The sequence below is a fragment of the Pseudomonas sp. Pdm06 genome, assembly GCF_014851795.1.
GTDB lineage: Bacteria > Pseudomonadota > Gammaproteobacteria > Pseudomonadales > Pseudomonadaceae > Aquipseudomonas > Aquipseudomonas fluorescens_AA.
In genome coordinates, this window is record NZ_JACVAH010000003.1 from 492757 (window position 1) to 508988 (window position 16232).

At 62.6% G+C, this 16232-nt stretch carries 9 protein-coding genes; 7 read left to right on the forward strand and 2 right to left on the reverse strand.

Annotated elements, in window-relative coordinates:
- Positions 1-290: 290 nt before the first annotated feature.
- From gabP to IB266_RS07765, 4 genes are all read left to right on the forward strand, one after another.
- On the forward strand, positions 291-1691 hold the full coding sequence (gene gabP / locus IB266_RS07750; RefSeq protein ID WP_192260795.1) for a GABA permease: 1401 nt from the start codon (positions 291-293) through the stop codon (positions 1689-1691).
- A 307-nt stretch (positions 1692-1998) separates the two neighbouring features.
- Positions 1999-3720 (forward strand): type I secretion system permease/ATPase, encoded by a 1722-nt coding sequence (locus IB266_RS07755; RefSeq protein ID WP_192260796.1) that lies wholly within the window; start codon positions 1999-2001, stop codon positions 3718-3720.
- Entirely contained in the window at positions 3713-5083 is a 1371-nt protein-coding gene (locus tag IB266_RS07760) for an HlyD family type I secretion periplasmic adaptor subunit (RefSeq protein WP_192260797.1), read from the forward strand. The genes IB266_RS07755 and IB266_RS07760 overlap by 8 nt, the downstream gene beginning before the upstream one ends.
- 2 nt (positions 5084-5085) lie before the next feature.
- A complete protein-coding gene (locus IB266_RS07765) occupies positions 5086-6435 on the forward strand; it encodes a TolC family outer membrane protein (protein ID WP_192260798.1) in 1350 nt (449 codons plus the stop codon).
- Positions 6436-6660: 225 nt separating this feature from the next.
- Here the strand turns inward: IB266_RS07765 and IB266_RS07770 are convergent, their stop codons facing one another.
- Positions 6661-12273 (reverse strand): putative Ig domain-containing protein, encoded by a 5613-nt coding sequence (locus IB266_RS07770; RefSeq protein WP_192260799.1) that lies wholly within the window; start codon positions 12271-12273, stop codon positions 6661-6663.
- 412 nt (positions 12274-12685) lie between these two features.
- On the opposite strand from IB266_RS07770, the gene IB266_RS07775 reads away from it, so the two are divergent.
- The 3 genes from IB266_RS07775 (at position 12686) to hemN (ending at position 15983) form a co-directional block, all read left to right on the forward strand.
- The gene (locus IB266_RS07775; RefSeq protein WP_192260800.1) at positions 12686-13129 is read left to right on the forward strand and encodes a CopD family copper resistance protein; all 444 of its coding nucleotides are present in this window, start codon (positions 12686-12688) and stop codon (positions 13127-13129) included.
- Between the two features lie 95 nt (positions 13130-13224).
- Entirely contained in the window at positions 13225-14598 is a 1374-nt protein-coding gene (locus IB266_RS07780; RefSeq protein ID WP_192260801.1) for a coproporphyrinogen III oxidase, read from the forward strand.
- Positions 14595-15983 (forward strand): oxygen-independent coproporphyrinogen III oxidase, encoded by a 1389-nt coding sequence (gene hemN, locus IB266_RS07785; protein WP_192260802.1) that lies wholly within the window; start codon positions 14595-14597, stop codon positions 15981-15983. Before IB266_RS07780 ends, hemN begins: the two co-directional genes overlap by 4 nt.
- 79 nt (positions 15984-16062) lie before the next feature.
- Here hemN and IB266_RS07790 read toward each other — a convergent pair whose 3' ends face one another.
- Positions 16063-16215, reverse strand: coding sequence for a hypothetical protein (locus tag IB266_RS07790; protein ID WP_412548291.1), 153 nt, complete (start codon positions 16213-16215; stop codon positions 16063-16065).
- Positions 16216-16232 lie beyond the last annotated feature (17 nt).

The following is a 16232-nucleotide window of genomic DNA, read 5'->3' on the forward strand; positions in this document are numbered from 1 at the left end:
TTCGTTACCGCCCCTCGACGACGTAGCTGGATGCCGCGGTCCAGACGCCTGGCAAGAGGCAAAACGCCATGCCCCACGTGGCGAAATCAGGCACAGAGATGGCGCGTTCAGGTAACTGACGCGAGAGGGAAGGCAGGTAACGTGGCGCGACTTTTCACCGCAAGTGCGCACGTTCGCCCAGGGTGGATCAACACAACCAAACGGTGCCGCTTCCAGGAGGGGCGGGAAAACCAGCAACACCGACTGTCCCTGCGCGCGTCTCAATGTTCGATCACAAGAGAATAAAAAAAATGACCAGCCCCAGCTTCAAGGACTCGAACGGCCATCTGGCACAGGGCTTCAAGCCTCGTCACGTCACCATGCTGTCCATCGCCGGAATCATCGGTGCGGGTCTGTTCGTGGGATCGGGCCATGCCATTGCCGCCGCCGGCCCGGCCGTCATGCTGGCCTATCTGTTTTCCGGGCTGTTGGTGGTCCTGGTCATGCGCATGCTGGGCGAGATGGCCGTCGCCAACCCGGACACCGGCTCCTTCTCCACCTATGCCGACCAGGCCATCGGACGCTGGGCAGGCTTCACCATCGGTTGGCTCTACTGGTGGTTCTGGGTGCTGGTGATTCCCATCGAAGCGTTGGCCGCCGGTCATGTGCTCAATCAATGGTTTCCCGCCGTCGATGCCTGGCTGTTCGCCTCGGTGTCGATCGTGCTGCTGGCCGTGACGAATCTGTTCAGCGTGTCGAAGTACGGTGAGTTCGAGTTCTGGTTCGCCATGGCCAAGGTCGTGGCGATCATCGGCTTCATCTCCCTGGGTTTCGCGGTGCTGATGGGCTGGATTCCCGAGCGCGAGGCCAGCGGCCTGAGTCGGTTGATGGAGGAGCATGGCGGGTTCGCCCCCAATGGCCTGTCGGCGGTGGTGGGCGCGTTCATCACCATCATGTTCAGCTTCATCGGTACAGAGGCGGTGACGATCGCCGCCGCCGAATCCGATAACCCTGCGCAGAACATTGCCAAGGCCACTCGTTCGGTGATCTGGCGTATCGGCGTGTTCTACCTGCTGTCGATCTTCGTGGTCATTTCCGTGGTGCCCTGGAACGATCCGCTCCTGGCTTCAGTCGGTTCCTACCAGCGGGCCCTGGAGCTGATGAACATTCCCCACGCCAAATTCCTGGTGGATATGGTGGTGCTGATCGCCGTGGCCAGTTGCATGAACTCTTCGATCTATATCGCCTCGCGGATGTTGTACTCCCTGGGGCGCCGGGGCGATGCGCCAAAGGCCTTGAAGGTCACGTCCTCGGCCGGCGTACCACGGTCCGCGGTGATTGCCAGTACCGTGTTGGGCGCGGGTGTCACGTTGTTCAGCTACTTCATGCCCGCCGGCCTGTTCCAGTTCCTGCTCGCCAGCTCCGGCGCCATCGCCTTGCTGGTGTATCTGGTGATCGCCATCTCGCAACTGCGCATGCGCCGAATGATGCAACGGCAGAACATCGAGCTGCCTTTTCGCATGTGGCTGTTCCCTTGGCTGACCTGGTTGGTCATCGTGTTCATCTCGGCGGCTCTGGCGGTCATGATGATCACCCCCGAGCACCGCAGCGAGGTCAGTACCACCCTGGGCCTGGCGCTGATCATTTCCTTTATCGGCCTGGCGACGTCGCGGCATTCGCCCCAGCCTGAGCGTGTCGCTTCCCTCGGTTAGCCCCGTATTTTTGCCCTGTTGACGCCACGTTACTGGCGTCAACAAAACCGCCTTTCAAGCCCATTCAAGACGCAAAAACCTCAGTCTTGAAGCGCGGCCCTTCCGCCTGTCACCCACTTGCAAACCCAGCCTTGCGAACCGGCACTAACCCGCAGCCGCGTTGTCAGTAATTGGCGCCTGTAGGGATGAGGAGCGTCCCTGGTATCGGCACGTCAGCTGGATAGTTTTTTCTCGAGCTCCCTCGGTGAAAAGAGCCTCGCGATGGATTGCGTCCTGGACCGACAATTTCTTTTGCAGGCGATTTCCCATGGGGTTTCTACTCGATCCGCGTCATGACATCGATGCTGCCTTATTGAGCTACCGCCGGGTATTCTGGGCCCTGGCGTTGTTCAGTGGCGTGATCAATCTGCTGGTACTGGTACCATCGCTGTACATGATGCAGGTCTACGACCGGGTCCTGACCAGCCGCAACGAAACCACCTTGTTCATGCTCACCTTGATGGCCCTGGGACTGTTCATGTTCAGTGCCCTGATCGAGTGGGTGCGCGGTGAGGTGATGATCCGTATGAGCGCGGGGCTGGACGATGCCTTGGGCGAGCGGGTCTTCGACGCGGCTTTCGCCCGCAGCCTGCGCGAACACAACGCCAACCCGGCGCAGGTGCTCAGCGACCTGGCGACGTTGCGCCAGTTGATCACTGGGCAGGGCTTGATCGCATTGCTCGACGCCCCCTGGCTGCCGATCTTCCTGCTGGTGGCGTTCATCTTTCATCCCTGGTTCGGCGTGCTGACGCTGGTGCTCGCCCTGGTGCTGATCGGCTTGGCGCTGTGGGGCGAACTGGCGACGCGCGCGCGCCTGGGCGAAGCCAATCGCTTGGGGGTTCAGTCGTCGATTTACGTCAACAGCACGCTGCACAATGCTGAAGTCATCCAGGCCCTGGGCATGCTCGGGCCGTTGCGTCAGCGCTGGAGCCTGCTGCAGCAACGCATCATTGCCGCCCAGGCCCATGCCAGCGACCGCGGCGCGCGCATCACTTCGGCGACGCGTTTCGTGCGGATCTCCGGGCAGTCCCTGGCCTTGGGGCTGGGGGCCTTGCTGGTGCTCGAAGGGCAACTGTCGGCGGGCATGATGATTGCGATGTCGCTGTTGCTCGGGCGAGCCCTGGCGCCCGTGGAAATCGCCATCGGCTCGTGGAAGCAATTCAACGCCGGGCGCCAGAGCTACCAGCGTCTGAGCCAATTGCTGGCCCAGCACCCGCGTGAGCGCCTGCGCATGCCGTTGCCACCGCCCACCGGCGCGGTGCGCCTGGAACAGTTGTATGTCGGCCCGCCGGGTGCTTCGCAGCCGATCCTGCGCGGGATCAATTTCAGCCTCGCCAAGGGCGACGTGCTGGCCGTGGTCGGGCCCAGTGCCAGCGGCAAATCGACGCTGGCCCGGGCTCTGGTCGGGGTCTGGCCGGCCATGGGCGGGTCGGTGCGCCTGGACGATGCCGAGATCAGCCAGTGGTCCCACGACGCCCTGGGGCCGCACCTTGGATACTTGCCGCAGGACATCGAGTTGTTCGACGGCACGGTCGCCGACAACATCGCCCGTTTCGGTGAGCAGGACGCCGACAAAATCATCGCCGCCGGACGGCATGCCGGTATCCACGAAATGATCCTGAGGTTTCCCAAGGGCTACGACACGCCGCTGGGCCCCGGCGGACTTGGCTTGTCCGGTGGGCAAAAACAACGCCTAGGCCTGGCTCGCGCACTCTATGGGCGGCCGTCACTGATCGTGCTCGATGAGCCCAACTCCAATCTCGATGACGCCGGCGAGCTGGCGTTGGTCCAGGCGATCAGTGCGCTCAAGGCGGCCGGCAGCACCGTGGTGTTGATCACTCACCGGCCCAGTGTGCTGGCGGTGGTCGATCACATCCTGGTGCTCAAGGACGGTACTCAACAGGCGTTCGGCCCTCGGGACCGGGTGCTCAAGGCATTGATGCCCGGGCCGCGACCGGCCACGGTCAGGGAGGCTGGCAAAGATGCGTGATCTGATCCCAGAGGCACACGCTTACAGCGAGCAGGGGCTGAGCGTGCGCAACACCCTGGCGCTGCCCAGTGCCAGGACCGATGCCGGGCGTGCAGCGCGGTATGGTGTGGGGTTCCTGGTCCTGACGCTGGGTGGTTTCCTGCTTTGGGCCTGCCTGGCGCCACTCGATCAGGGCGTGGTAGGCAGCGGCACCGTGGTGGTGGCGGGGGAGCGCAAGGCGGTGCAGTCGCTGGTCGGCGGGGTGGTGGAAAAGCTGCTGGTCAGCGATGGCGACCGCGTCACCCAGGGGCAATTGCTCGTGCAACTCAACACGGTGCAGGCGCAGTCGCAACTGGACGTGACCCTGGGCAAGCTGCTCAATGATCGCAGCGTCGAGGCGCGCTTGATTGCCGAGCGCCTGGGCAGCGCCGAGATCCAATGGCCCGCGGAACTGCTGGCCCACGCCGACGAGCCACGGGTCAAGGCGGCCATGGCGTTGCAGAGCCAGTTGTTCATCACCCGTCGTGCGGAGCTGGGCAGCCGCTTGCAGATCATCGAGCACGAAGCCGCGGCATTGCAGCAACAACTGCTTGGCTACGAAGGCGTCAAGCGCAACTACGACGCGCAGATGCGCTTCCAGCAGCAAGAGCTTGAAGGCCTGCGTGACCTGGCCCGGGAAGGCTACGTTCCGCGCAACAAACTGTTCGAGGCCGAGCGTAACGCGGCCCAGTTGGCGGGGCAGATCGCTTCTGGGGTGGGCGATGTCGGCAGGACCCGGCAGGCGATCAACGAAAGCCGGCTCAAGGCCTTGCAGGCGCAGCAGGAGTTCCGCCGCGATGCCGAAACCCAGCTCAGCGAAGTCTCGGCCGAGGCGGCCGGTTATGCCGATCAGATCCGGGCCTTGCAGTTTGAAGTCGACAACGGTGCGATCCGCGCGCCAGTGGCCGGGCAGGTCATGGACGTGAGCATTCATACGGTCGGTGGCGTTGCGCAGGCCGGCCAGACCCTGATGCAGGTGGTGCCGCTGGATGCGCCGATGGCGATCACCGCCCGCTTCGAGCCGCTGATGGCCAACAAACTGCGCCCGGGCCTGCCGGTGCATGTGCATTTCACCGCGCTGCAACGGGTGGATACACCCACGGTGACCGGCACGGTGACGACGGTGTCGGCTGATCAGTTGATCAATGAGCAGACGCACCAACCGTACTTCTCCGCCAAGGTCGAGATTCCCGCCGACACTGTGGTCGCGTTGCAGAGCGCCGGCCTGCAGGTGCGCCCCGGCATGCTCGCCGATGTCACGGTGGTGACGGGCGAACGCACCTTGATGAATTACCTGATGAAGCCTTTGCGTGAACGCTTGCTGGCAGCCTTCAAGGAGGAATGAGCATGGTCGACCGTTGCCGCTACCGTTGGCGTGTGTTGCTGGGCCTGTACACCGGTTGGGCGTTGATCGATCCGCTGTGGGCCGCCGAGGGTGGCCTGAGCCTCACTGCCGCCTACGACGCTTCGCGCCTCAACGATCCGACCGTGCAATCGGCGGCTCACGCTTTTGAAGCTTCGCGGCATGAAGAGGACATCGGCCGTGGAGGCCTCTACCCGCAAGTGTCGCTGACCTCGCGCTACGGCTACGGCGGACGTACCGACGGCGGTGACGACAGCACTTACGTCAACAGCAATGATTACCAGGCGAACAACGTCACCCTGGCGGCGCAGCAGCCGCTCTACGACAAGGCCCGCTGGGCGGCGTACCAGGAAGGCAAGGCGCGAGGGCAACTGGGTACCCAGGTGTTCGACGTGGCCGGTCAGACCTTGTATGACCGGGTGGCAAAGGGGTATTTCGACGTTGCCCGGGCCGAGAACGAGATCAAGCTGATCCAGCAGCAAAAGGCGGCCATCCAAGGCTTGGTCATCCAGAGCAAAAAACTGTACGAGGGCGGCCAGGGCGCGATCACCGATATCGATGAGGCCCAGGCGCGGCTCGACCTGGTGCAGGCCCAGGAGGCTGAAGCCCAGGCGCGCCGCGTGGCCGCCTTGCGAGCTTTGTCCGGGCGGGCCAGCGTGCCCATCGATGACATCCAACCGATGCGCGAAGAACTGGCCGCCGGTAGCCCGATCCCGCCGGAGCAGGACTTGCCGTACTGGACGGCGATTGCCCGCCAGGCCAGCCCCGAGTTGGCCGCCCGGCTGGCAGCGGTGAAAGTCGCCGAAGCCCAGGCCGACAGTCAGCGCGCCGGGCATTATCCGACCCTGTCGTTGACCACTCAATTGACCCGCCGGGAAACCCGTCAATACCAGGAACTCGATCCGCGCCAGGACACCTATTACGTGGGCGTGCAGCTGGACATTCCGCTGTATCGCGGCGGGGCGGTACGGGCCTCGGTGGCCAAGGCCGAAGCACAACTGGCTGGTGCCCAGTCCGACTACGATGTGCAGCGCCAACAACTGGCCGAGGACATCGAGGCTGATTACCTGGGCGTCGTCGCCGGGTTCACCAAGAGCAAGGCCATGCAGCGGGCGGTAGAGTCCAACCAGCGAGCACTGACGTCGACGGAAAAAGGTTTCCAGGGTGGCGTGCGTTCCACGGTGGATATTCTTGATGCGCAGCAGCGGTTGTTCCAGGCCCGCCGGGACCTGCTCAATACCAAGCTCGACATGCTGCAAAGCTATGTGAGCCTGCACACCCACACTGGCCAGATGAACCGCGCGGTGCTCGAACAGGTGCAAAGCTTGTTCTAGACAATCCAGGGTTCAAGTTCGCCACAAAAACTGTCCAGGCGCTGTGCTTGCCTTCAATCTTTCAGGCACAGCACGACCCCCTGTGGGAGCGAGCTTGCTCGCGATAGCGGTGGGGCAGTGAGCATCCATGCTGGATGTGCTGCCGTCATCGCGAGCAAGCTCGCTCCCACAGTTTGATCTCCCACAGTCTAATCTGGGGGCCAAGCCCCCTTGTGGGGGCTTGCTTCAGGCGGTGAAGTCGCTGGCGTGCAGCTCCTTGACGCCCACCAGTTCGAATTCGAACTCGGGGGTGGCGTCGGCGTTGGTACTGCCGGAGAGGATGCCATCGACGAAGCGCAACTGGCCGGTGGCGTTGGTGGCATCGAAGGCATTGCTGCCGATGAACGTGAAGGCATCGACGGTGGCGGTCAGCGGGTTGGCGTCCAGGCCGGTGAGGTCCAACTTGTCGAACTCCGCGCTCTTGAAACCGCTGATCACATCGCGCAAAGCCCCGACGCCCATGTCCGACAGCGCACCAAACGCGTAGGTGTCCGCGCCCGTGCCACCGGTGAGGTTGTCGGTGCCCGCGCCACCGATCAAGCGGTCATCGCCCGAACCGCCCACCAGCGTATCGTTGCCTGCACCGCCATTCAGGATGTTCCCCGCGCTGTTACCGGACAGACTGTCGGCATAGGCGCTTCCCGTCAGGTTCTCGATGAATTTCAAGGTATCGAGCCCGGAACCCACGGTGTTTTGTTGCGCAGACGTCGAGAGGTTCACCGTAACACCGGACAGGGCTCGTTCGAACGACACCGTATCGTTGCCATCGCGCCCGTCCAGGATGTTGTTGCCGGCGCCGGCGAACAGCGTGTTGTCCAGCGCGTTGCCCGTGCCATTGGCGGCGCCGGTGCTGTCGATGTACAGGTTTTCGACATTGTTACCCAAGGTATAGGCGGCCAGGCTGCTGTGCACACTGTCGATGCCCCCCGTCACCGCATTGCTGCTGGTCTCGATCACGCTGTCGTCGGCATTGTCGACAAAGTAACTGTCGTTGCCGTCACCACCACTCATGCTGTCGGCCCCGGCGGCGCCATCGAGCACGTTATGGGCGGCGTTGCCGGTGATGAAGTTGCGCCGCTCGTTACCGGTGCCGTCGATCTCCGATATGCCGGTGAGTACCAGGTTTTCGAGGTTGGCGCCCAGGGTCCAACTGACCGAAGCCTGTACGGTGTCGATCTGCGAGGCCGAGGTGTTGGTTTCGACCACACTGTCGAACGCGTTGTCGACCACGTAGATGTCGTTGCCATCGCCGCCGGTCATGGTGTCGGCGCCCAGGTCGCCATCAATTGTGTCGTTGCCCGAGCTGCCCACCAGGGTGTCATCCTGGTCGGTGCCGGAGATCATCCCGCCCTGGTTCTGGGCGTTGTCGAAAATGTCCTGCACGCTGTTGTTATCGTTAGGATTGCCCTGGAAGCCCAGGTCATCGGCAATGTAATCCGCCAAGCGCTGGCCGACGATTTCCGCCGATTCCTCGTGCAGGTGCCAGACGTCGTCGGGATACACCAGCGGATCGACTTCGTAGCGCAAGGGCAGGTCGGTGTAGTCCACCGCCAGCTTGACGTCGGCGCGTTCAGCGGCCATGGCCTCCTGGGCGGCGCGGACATAACCGACGCCTTCGACGATGGAGGCAATCTTCTCTTCCGAATAACCCCGGGCCCGCGCCGCATCCTGCTCGTAGTGACCGGTTTCCATCAGGTACACACTGAAATTGCCAAACTGGGCGTGCAGGTAATCGAACACCTTCAAGGTTGCAGCCTTGTAGGCCGCTGCCGCCGCGACCTTGTCCGTGGCGCGGGCGATTTCCTGGGCGGCTTCCTCGCCCTGGCCCCAGATAATGCCCATGGTGACGTTGTCGATCGACTGCAGTTCGGTGCGCTGGTCGCGCAGCAACGTCACCGCCCGCAACAGTGCCGGCCCGGGTTGGTTGGTGTCTGTCAACCACCAGCACAGCTGGAGTTCCTCGGGGCTGAGTGTGGACAGGCCGTTGACGGTGCTGCCGCCGACCGCGATGTCGATACCGTTGCCATCGGCATCGGTGAACTGGCTGCGCACGTCGTAGGTGGTGTAGCGGTTCAGGTCATTGACCAGCATCGAGGTGCCGGATTGGTCGTCGTCCTCGGTCATGCGCAGCAGGCGCGCATTGGATTGGCCGAGGGTGGGCAGGTAGAGAATGTCCTGCTGGGCACGCTCGCCGAAGACGAAGTCGTTGGCGGTGAGGGTGTTGAGGTAGTTGCCGTTGAGGGCGATCTCGAAGCGATTGCCATCGGCGTCGGCTTCGGCGGACTTGATGTAGGTCTTGTCGCCGGCCGCGTTCAGGGTCATGTACAACGTGCCGTTGCTGCCATCGCCGAGGCCGAGAAAGCCCAGCCCGGAAACGTCGATTTTGTCGGTGCCAACGGTGAAGTCATAAATCGTGTCGGTGGCGGTGACACCACCGGTGTCGTAGTCGCGGTAGCTGTCGGACAGGTTGCTGTAGCGAAACGTGTCGGCGCCATCGCCACCGTACAACGAGTCCCGTCCGGCACCGCCGTCGACGATGTCCGCGCCGGTGCCAGCCTTGATCGTATCGTTACCGCCGAGGCCGAGGATCAGGTCCGCGCCTGTCGTGCCGTTGAGGGTTTCGCCGTTGTTGGTGCCGGTAATGGTGTTGGCGGGCGCATCGGCCACCACCAGGCTGAAGTTGTCGCTGACCGAGGCGCCTGAAGGATCGGTGGCCTTAACCAGTACGTCATAGTTGCCCGCAGCGGTGCTGGTTGGCGTGCCGCTGAAGGTCAGGCTGGTGGCATTGAAACTCAGCCAGGTGGGCAGGGCGGTGCCGTTGGCGAGGGTCGCGGTGTAGGTCAGCACATCCTGGTTGGCGTCGGTGAAGCTGTTGCTCGCCACGGTGTATTTGAATGGCGTGCTTTCACTGGCGTTCTGGTCCAGGAGTGGGGTGGCCACGACCGGGGCCACGTTGGTGGGGGTGGTCTGGTCGGCGAAGACGAAGTGATTGGCCGTCAGGCTGCTGACGAAGTTGCCCGCCATCGAGATCTCGAACCGGTTGCCGTTGGCGTCGACCGTGAGGTCCTTGAGGTAGGTGCGGTTGCTCGACGAACTGTAAGTGACCTGCAGAGTACCGTTGAGTCCGTTGCCCAGGCCGGTATAGCCGAGGGCCGACACGTCGATCTTGTCGGCGGCCACGTCGAAGTCGAGGATCTGGTCACTGGCGCTGGTGGAACTGGTGCGGTAGCTATCGAGTTTCGAGGTGTAGCGGAACACATCGGCGCCGGTGCCACCGGTGAGTTTGTCGACCCCGGTGCCGCCGACCAGGATGTCGTTGCCGGCGCCGCCATTGAGGGTGTCGTTGCCCGCGCCACCGAACAGTTGTTCATTGGCCGCGGTGCCGGTCAGTGTGTCGTTGTTCGGCGTACCATTGATCACAATGACGGCGGGGACGTCCTGCACGGCGAGCGTAAAACTGTCACTGACGGTGGCGTTGCTGCCATCGGTGGCCGTGACCTGGATCGAGTAGGTGCCCGACGCGGTGTCGGGAGGCGTGCCGTTGAAGGTGCGAGTGGCGGCATCGAAGGTCAGCCAGCTGGGCAGGGCGCTGCCATTGGCGAGTTTGGCGGTGTAGCTCAGGCTGTCGTTATCCGGATCGGTGAAGCTGGTGGCCGGCACCACGTAGCTGAACGGGGTGTTTTCGGTGGCGTTCTGATCCACCAGCGGCGTAGCCAGCACGGGCGCCTGGTTGGTCGGCGACGTGGTGGCGAAGACGAAGTTGGCGCTGGTCAGGGTGTTGAGGTAATTACCGTCCAGCGCCACTTCGAAGCGGTTGCCATTGGCGTCGGCCTCCAGGGATTTGATGTAGGTCTTGGTGCCGGCGCTGTTGAGCACCAGGTACACGGTGTTGTTCTTGCCATCCCCCAGGCCGGTGAAACCCATGGCCGAGAGGTCGATCTTGTCGGCGCTGACGTTGAAGTCGGTGATCAGGTCGCCCAGGTTGGCGCCACCGGTGTTGTAGTTGCGGTAGCTGTCCAGGCGATTGGCAAACACAAAGGTATCCGCCCCAGCGCCACCGGTGAGGGTGTCCATGCCGGCACCGCCGTCGAGCTTGTCGTCGCCGGCGCCGCCACTGAGGCTGTCATTGCCCGCCAGGCCGAGCAAGGTGTCGGCTGCATCGCTACCCAGCAGTGAGTCGCTGCCACTGGTGCCCGTGATCACGCGATTGAAAATGAAATTGCTCGCCGTCAGGGTGCTGGCCAGGTTCCCCGAGAGGATCAGCTCGAAGCGATTGCCACTGGCATCGGCGTCGAAGTCCTTGATGTAGGTGCGGTTGTTGCTGGCGCTGTAGCTGACCTGCAGGGTGCCGCCACGGCCATTGCCCAGCCCGGTGAAGCCGAGGCCGGCGAGGTCGATCTTGTCCTGGGTGACATCGAAGTCGGTGATGGTGTCATCGAAGCTGGTGGTCGCGTTGCGGTAACTGTCCGACTGAGCGACGAACCGGAACGTATCGGCGCCGGTGCCGCCGGTGAGTTTGTCGACGCCTGCGCCCCCGACGAGGATGTCGCCACCGGCCGCGCCATTGATGGTGTCGTTGCCCGCGCCACCATAGAAAATCTCGCTGGCGGCGCTGCCGAGCAGGGTGTCGTTGCCCGGAGTGCCTTGTACGGTGGTCATCGGTACCGTGGCGCTGACGTAGCTGCCGTCGCCATAGACCAGCGTGGCGCCCTTGCTGGTGTGGCTGATGGTGTTGGCGATGATGGCGTTGCGGTCGGTGCCGTCTTCATTGCGCTCTGCAACACCGTAGGTCGACAGGTCGCTGCCGCTGATGATGTTGCCCTGGATGAGGTTATCGCTGCCGTTGAAGTACTTGCCAGACACGCCCAGGGTGTCGTCGTAGGACTGGATGATGATTTCCGGTACGGCACTGCCCAGGGAGTTGTTGTTGAGGGTGTTGTCGATGACCTCGACGTGGTTGCTGCCGTAGATGCGGATCCCGGCACTGGTGTTGTCATGGATGTCGACGCCCGTGACGGTCACTTCGCTGGAGAGTTTGATCAGCACCCCTTCGGCGCCGTTGCCGTATACCTCGCCGCCGGTGATGGTGATGTTGCTGGGCGAGGGAATGTCCTCGCTGCCGCGCTGGACCACGATGCCATTGCCGCCGTTGTCGTAGGCGACGTTATTGGTCAGGGTGAAATCGTGGGTGCTGGTGACGACGTTGAAACCGTGGCGGTCGTTGTTGTAGGCGACGTTGTTTTCGAAGGTGCTGTCGCTGAGGAAGTCGGCGACGAAACCGTCCAGGCCGTTGCCGTGGGACACGCTGTTCTTGATGACCATGTTGACGGTTTGCTCGTGGGGGTCGAAACCGTACCCGGAGCAATCCTTGATCTCGACGCTGTCGAGGGTGACGTTGGAGTCGTAGCCTTCTTCGCCGGGAATGTAGCCGTTGAACCAGCCGTCGACCTTGCCGGTGGTGCTGTCGCGGTTGCCGTCGATGGTGAGGTTGCTCACGCCGAAATCGTGGGTTTCCTCGCCATAGGCCGAGCGAATGATGCCGGTGATCTTGGTGTCGGAGCCATCGGCCAGCTTGACCGTGGTGTCGCCCATGCCGTCGCCGTACAGATAGACGTTGCTCTTGAGCATCAGGCAGCCGTCGGAAGGTTCCTCACCCCCCGAAACGATGTAGGTGCCGGTGGGCATGTACACCTGCCCACCGCCGGCCGCGGCCGCTGCATCGATCGCACTCTGGATGGCTGCTGTGTCGTCTGTGATGCCATCTCCTTTGGCGCCAAAATTTTGTACGTTGAAAATCATGAGCTTATCTCCGTATCAGGCTTAAACCTAGGTAGACGTCAACATTCCATCGACGACCTTCGTGTTATGACCCAACGGAGCGCAAAAGTTGTGACCGCATATCGGGGAAAGTGTCAAAAAGCCGGACTAACTGATCAGCGGTTGTGTGGAATGTGCGCAAGAGCAACGTTCTGTTGACGCTTTCCCGCGCCTGACGACGCCGACTGTGGGAGCGAGCTTGCTCGCGATAGCGTCGGATCAGCTGCATCGATGTGGACTGACACACCGCTATCGCGAGCAAGCTCGCTCCCACAGGGTTCGTTGATATGGCTGGCATGCGGTTTCCTTGATTGGCATCAACCCCACTTCCGGGCCCGCGGGATAACCTCGAATAAACCAGCGCCCCTGCTGAAAGGGGCGACCGAGGCCCCCAATGAGTTATCCGCTGTTCCTGACCTTGCACCTGTTTGCCGCGCTGGTGTTCATCGGCACGGTGTTCTTCGAGGTCCTGTTCCTGGAAAGCATCCGCAAGCAATTGCCCGCCAAGGTCATGGTGTTGCTGGAGCAGGGCATCAGCCGGCGCGCCCGACAGTTGATGCCATGGGTGCTGCTGGTGCTGTTCGGCGCCGGCGGCGGCATGGTCTGGCTGCGCTATTGGCCGGCATTGTCGTCGCCGTTGCAGTCGCCCTTCGGTGTACTGCTGGGGCTGAAGATCCTGTTGGCGGGCAGTGTGCTGGGACATTTCCTCTGGGCCATGTGGCTGTTCAAGCGCGCCCGCATGAACGCCCGCTACGTGCACATCATCCATGTCAGCGTGTTCCTGCACATGGTGGCGATCGTGCTGCTGGCCAAGGGCATGTTCTACATCACCTGGTAAGCGCTGGCGGCGGGGGCCAAGGCGCTTGATACAGGTCAAGGTGGCCCGGCGGGTTAGCGCGCAAACTGCCCCTGCACAGTCACTCGGAGATTGTCATGTTCGACCCGTTCCATACCCTCGTTGAGCGCCCCTCGGGACGTGCCCCACGGGTGGCTGATTTCGATTGCCCAGTCGGTACGCGTAGATTCCACGCCGGCATCGGGTCCCTCGACCTGCTTCGGGGGTTGCGCACCAGCCGCCAGAAACGACGGCCCCTATCCGTGGCGGTGCACCTGCCTTCGCGCTTGCGGCTGGCGTCGTGTTCGCCCCTTGCCAGCGACTGCCGATGCGGCGAGATCGAGGGCTATCTGCAGCGCCTGGCGTATGAAATGGGTTTGGTCGGTTGCCACCTGGGGGCAGGGCGGCGCGTCGAGCAGTTTTGCCTGACCGGTGGTACACCGGTGATCGCTCATTTGCAGAAGCTGATGAGCGATCTGCGCAAGCGCTTCGACTTCAGCGAGTACGACGGTGCCGATCACAGCATCGAAGTGGACCTGCATCACACCGACTGGTCGACCATGGGCCTGATCCGTGACCAGGGTTTCACCCATGTCAGCATCGGCGTGCCCGACATTGGCGTCGACAGCGAGCTGTCGGTCGATTGCTACCAGAACCCGGCGCCGATCCATTCGCTGATCGATGCGGCGCGCACGTTTGGTTTTCGCTCCATCAACATTGACTTGGGCTACGGCCACGCCTGGCAGACGCCCAACAGTTTCGCCCTGAAACTGGCGACGCTGATCGAACTGGAACCGGACCGGCTGCACGTTTTCGACTATGCCCGCGCGCCTTATCGTTATCGCTCGAAGAATGCCGGAGTGGCTGGCGCCTTTTGCAGCACGGCCGACAAGGACGCCATGCGGCGCATCTGTTGCGAACAGTTGATCGGCGCCGGTTATCACTACATCGGCCTGGGCCAGTTCGTCAGGGCCGACGATGACCTGGCGGTAGCCCAGGAGCACGGACGCCTGCATCGCAATTGCCAGGGTTTTACCCGTCACGGTTGCTGTGACCACGTGGGCTTCGGTTTGTCGGCCATCACTCAGATCGAGCACCTGTACGTACAGAACACCGACGACCTGCTTCGCTATTGCCAGCAACTGGATGCCGGGCAGTTGCCGGTGTGTAGTGGCTGGCGTTGTGAAGCCCAGGACCTGGTCAGCGCGAGCGTGACCGAGCAGCTTTCCTGTGACCTGGAGCTGGACATACCGGCCATCGAAGCGCGTTTCGGCCTGGTGTTTCGCGAGCACTTCGCGTCCGTCTGGCCGTTGCTGGAAGCGTTGCATGATCAGGGATTGATCGAACTGACGAGCCGGTTTATCGGCATCTTGCCCGCCGGGCGCTTGAACGTGGATGCGATCTGCAACCTGTTCGACCCGGCACCGGATGAGGCAAGCCCACACGCTTTTGAAAAGTTGAACCCTTCATGACGACTGCCTCCGGTTTCAATCGTGCCCTGGTGGAGAAATACGACCGCCCGGGCCCGCGCTACACCTCCTATCCGACGGCCCCGCAGTTCCACCAGGCCTTTGCCATGGACGAGTACCGCCAGGCCGCCCAGCGCAGTCACGAGGCTGCGCAGCCCAAGTCGTTGTCGGTGTACATCCATATCCCGTTCTGCCAGAGCCTTTGCTATTACTGCGCGTGCAACAAGATCATCACCCGCAAGACCCATCGCGCCGCCGAATACCTGACCTACCTCAAGCGCGAAATAGCCCTGCAAGCGGCCTTGTTCGACCGCTCGCGCAAACTGACCCAGTTGCATTTGGGCGGGGGCACGCCGACTTACCTGACCCATGGGCAACTGGCCGACCTGATGGATTGCCTGCACCAGTCGTTCGACATGGATGACAGCGACGCCCATGAGTTTTCCATCGAGGTCGATCCGCGGACCATCGATGCACAACAGATCCAAGGCCTGCGCCAACTGGGATTCAATCGCCTGAGCTTTGGCGTCCAGGATTTCGATGCCCAGGTGCAGATTGCCGTCAACCGGGTGCAAAGCGAGGCCCAGGTCGTCGAGCTGGTGGAGGCCGCGCGCCGGGCGCGCTTCAAATCCGTCAGCGTCGATCTGATCTATGGCCTGCCGTTGCAGACCATCGCCAGTTTCGATGTCACCTTGAGCAAGATCATCGCCCTGCGTCCGGACCGGATCGCGGCCTACAGCTACGCCCACCTGCCGCAACGGGTGCGGGCGCAACGGATGATCCGCCCCGAAGACATGCCGCCGCCCGAGCGCAAGCTGGAGTTGCTGGAACTGACCATCAATCGCCTGACCGAAGCCGGCTACGTCTACATCGGTATGGACCATTTCGCTTTGCCAGATGACGAACTGGTGCGCGCCCGCGCCCAGGGCACCTTGCAGCGCAATTTCCAAGGCTATTCCACCCACGCCGATTGCGACCTGATTGGCCTGGGGGTGTCGTCGATCGGCAAGGTGGGTGACAGCTACAACCAGAACGTCAAGGAGCTTTCCCAGTATTACGCCTGGCTGGATCAAGGCCTGCTACCGGTGCAGCGCGGCTATCGGCTGAGCGACGATGACCGCCTGCGGCGTGAGGTCATCAGCGAGCTGATGTGCCATGGGCGCATCGACTTCGACCGGATAGACAACGCCTTCGGCATTCGATTTGGCGAATACTTCGCCGATGCCCTGGAACGACTCCAGGAGCTGGTGCGCGACGGGTTGCTGGACATTCGCGACGATGAGCTGGTGCTGTTGCCCCAGGGCCAATTGATGATGCGCAACGTGGCCATGGCGTTCGATGCATACCTGGAGGCAGGCCAGACAGTCCAGTATTCGCGTACGGTCTGATGACGCTCAAGGCGCATCGGACTGCTTTTGTGGCGAGGGAGCAAGCTCTCTCGCCACAAAGGCCGGCTGATCGGGGTTGCTATGAACGTTCAGTGCCCGGGTTTCCGGAAGCCGGGATCAGGTCGCGTATCGCATAGAAACCCTGCACCAGGCGATTCTTGGCCCGGTACTCACACAGGAGCAGCAAGGTATCCGGCATTTGGGAGATGGACGAGGCATGTTTGACTACCATCGTCTTGCCTCCCGAGC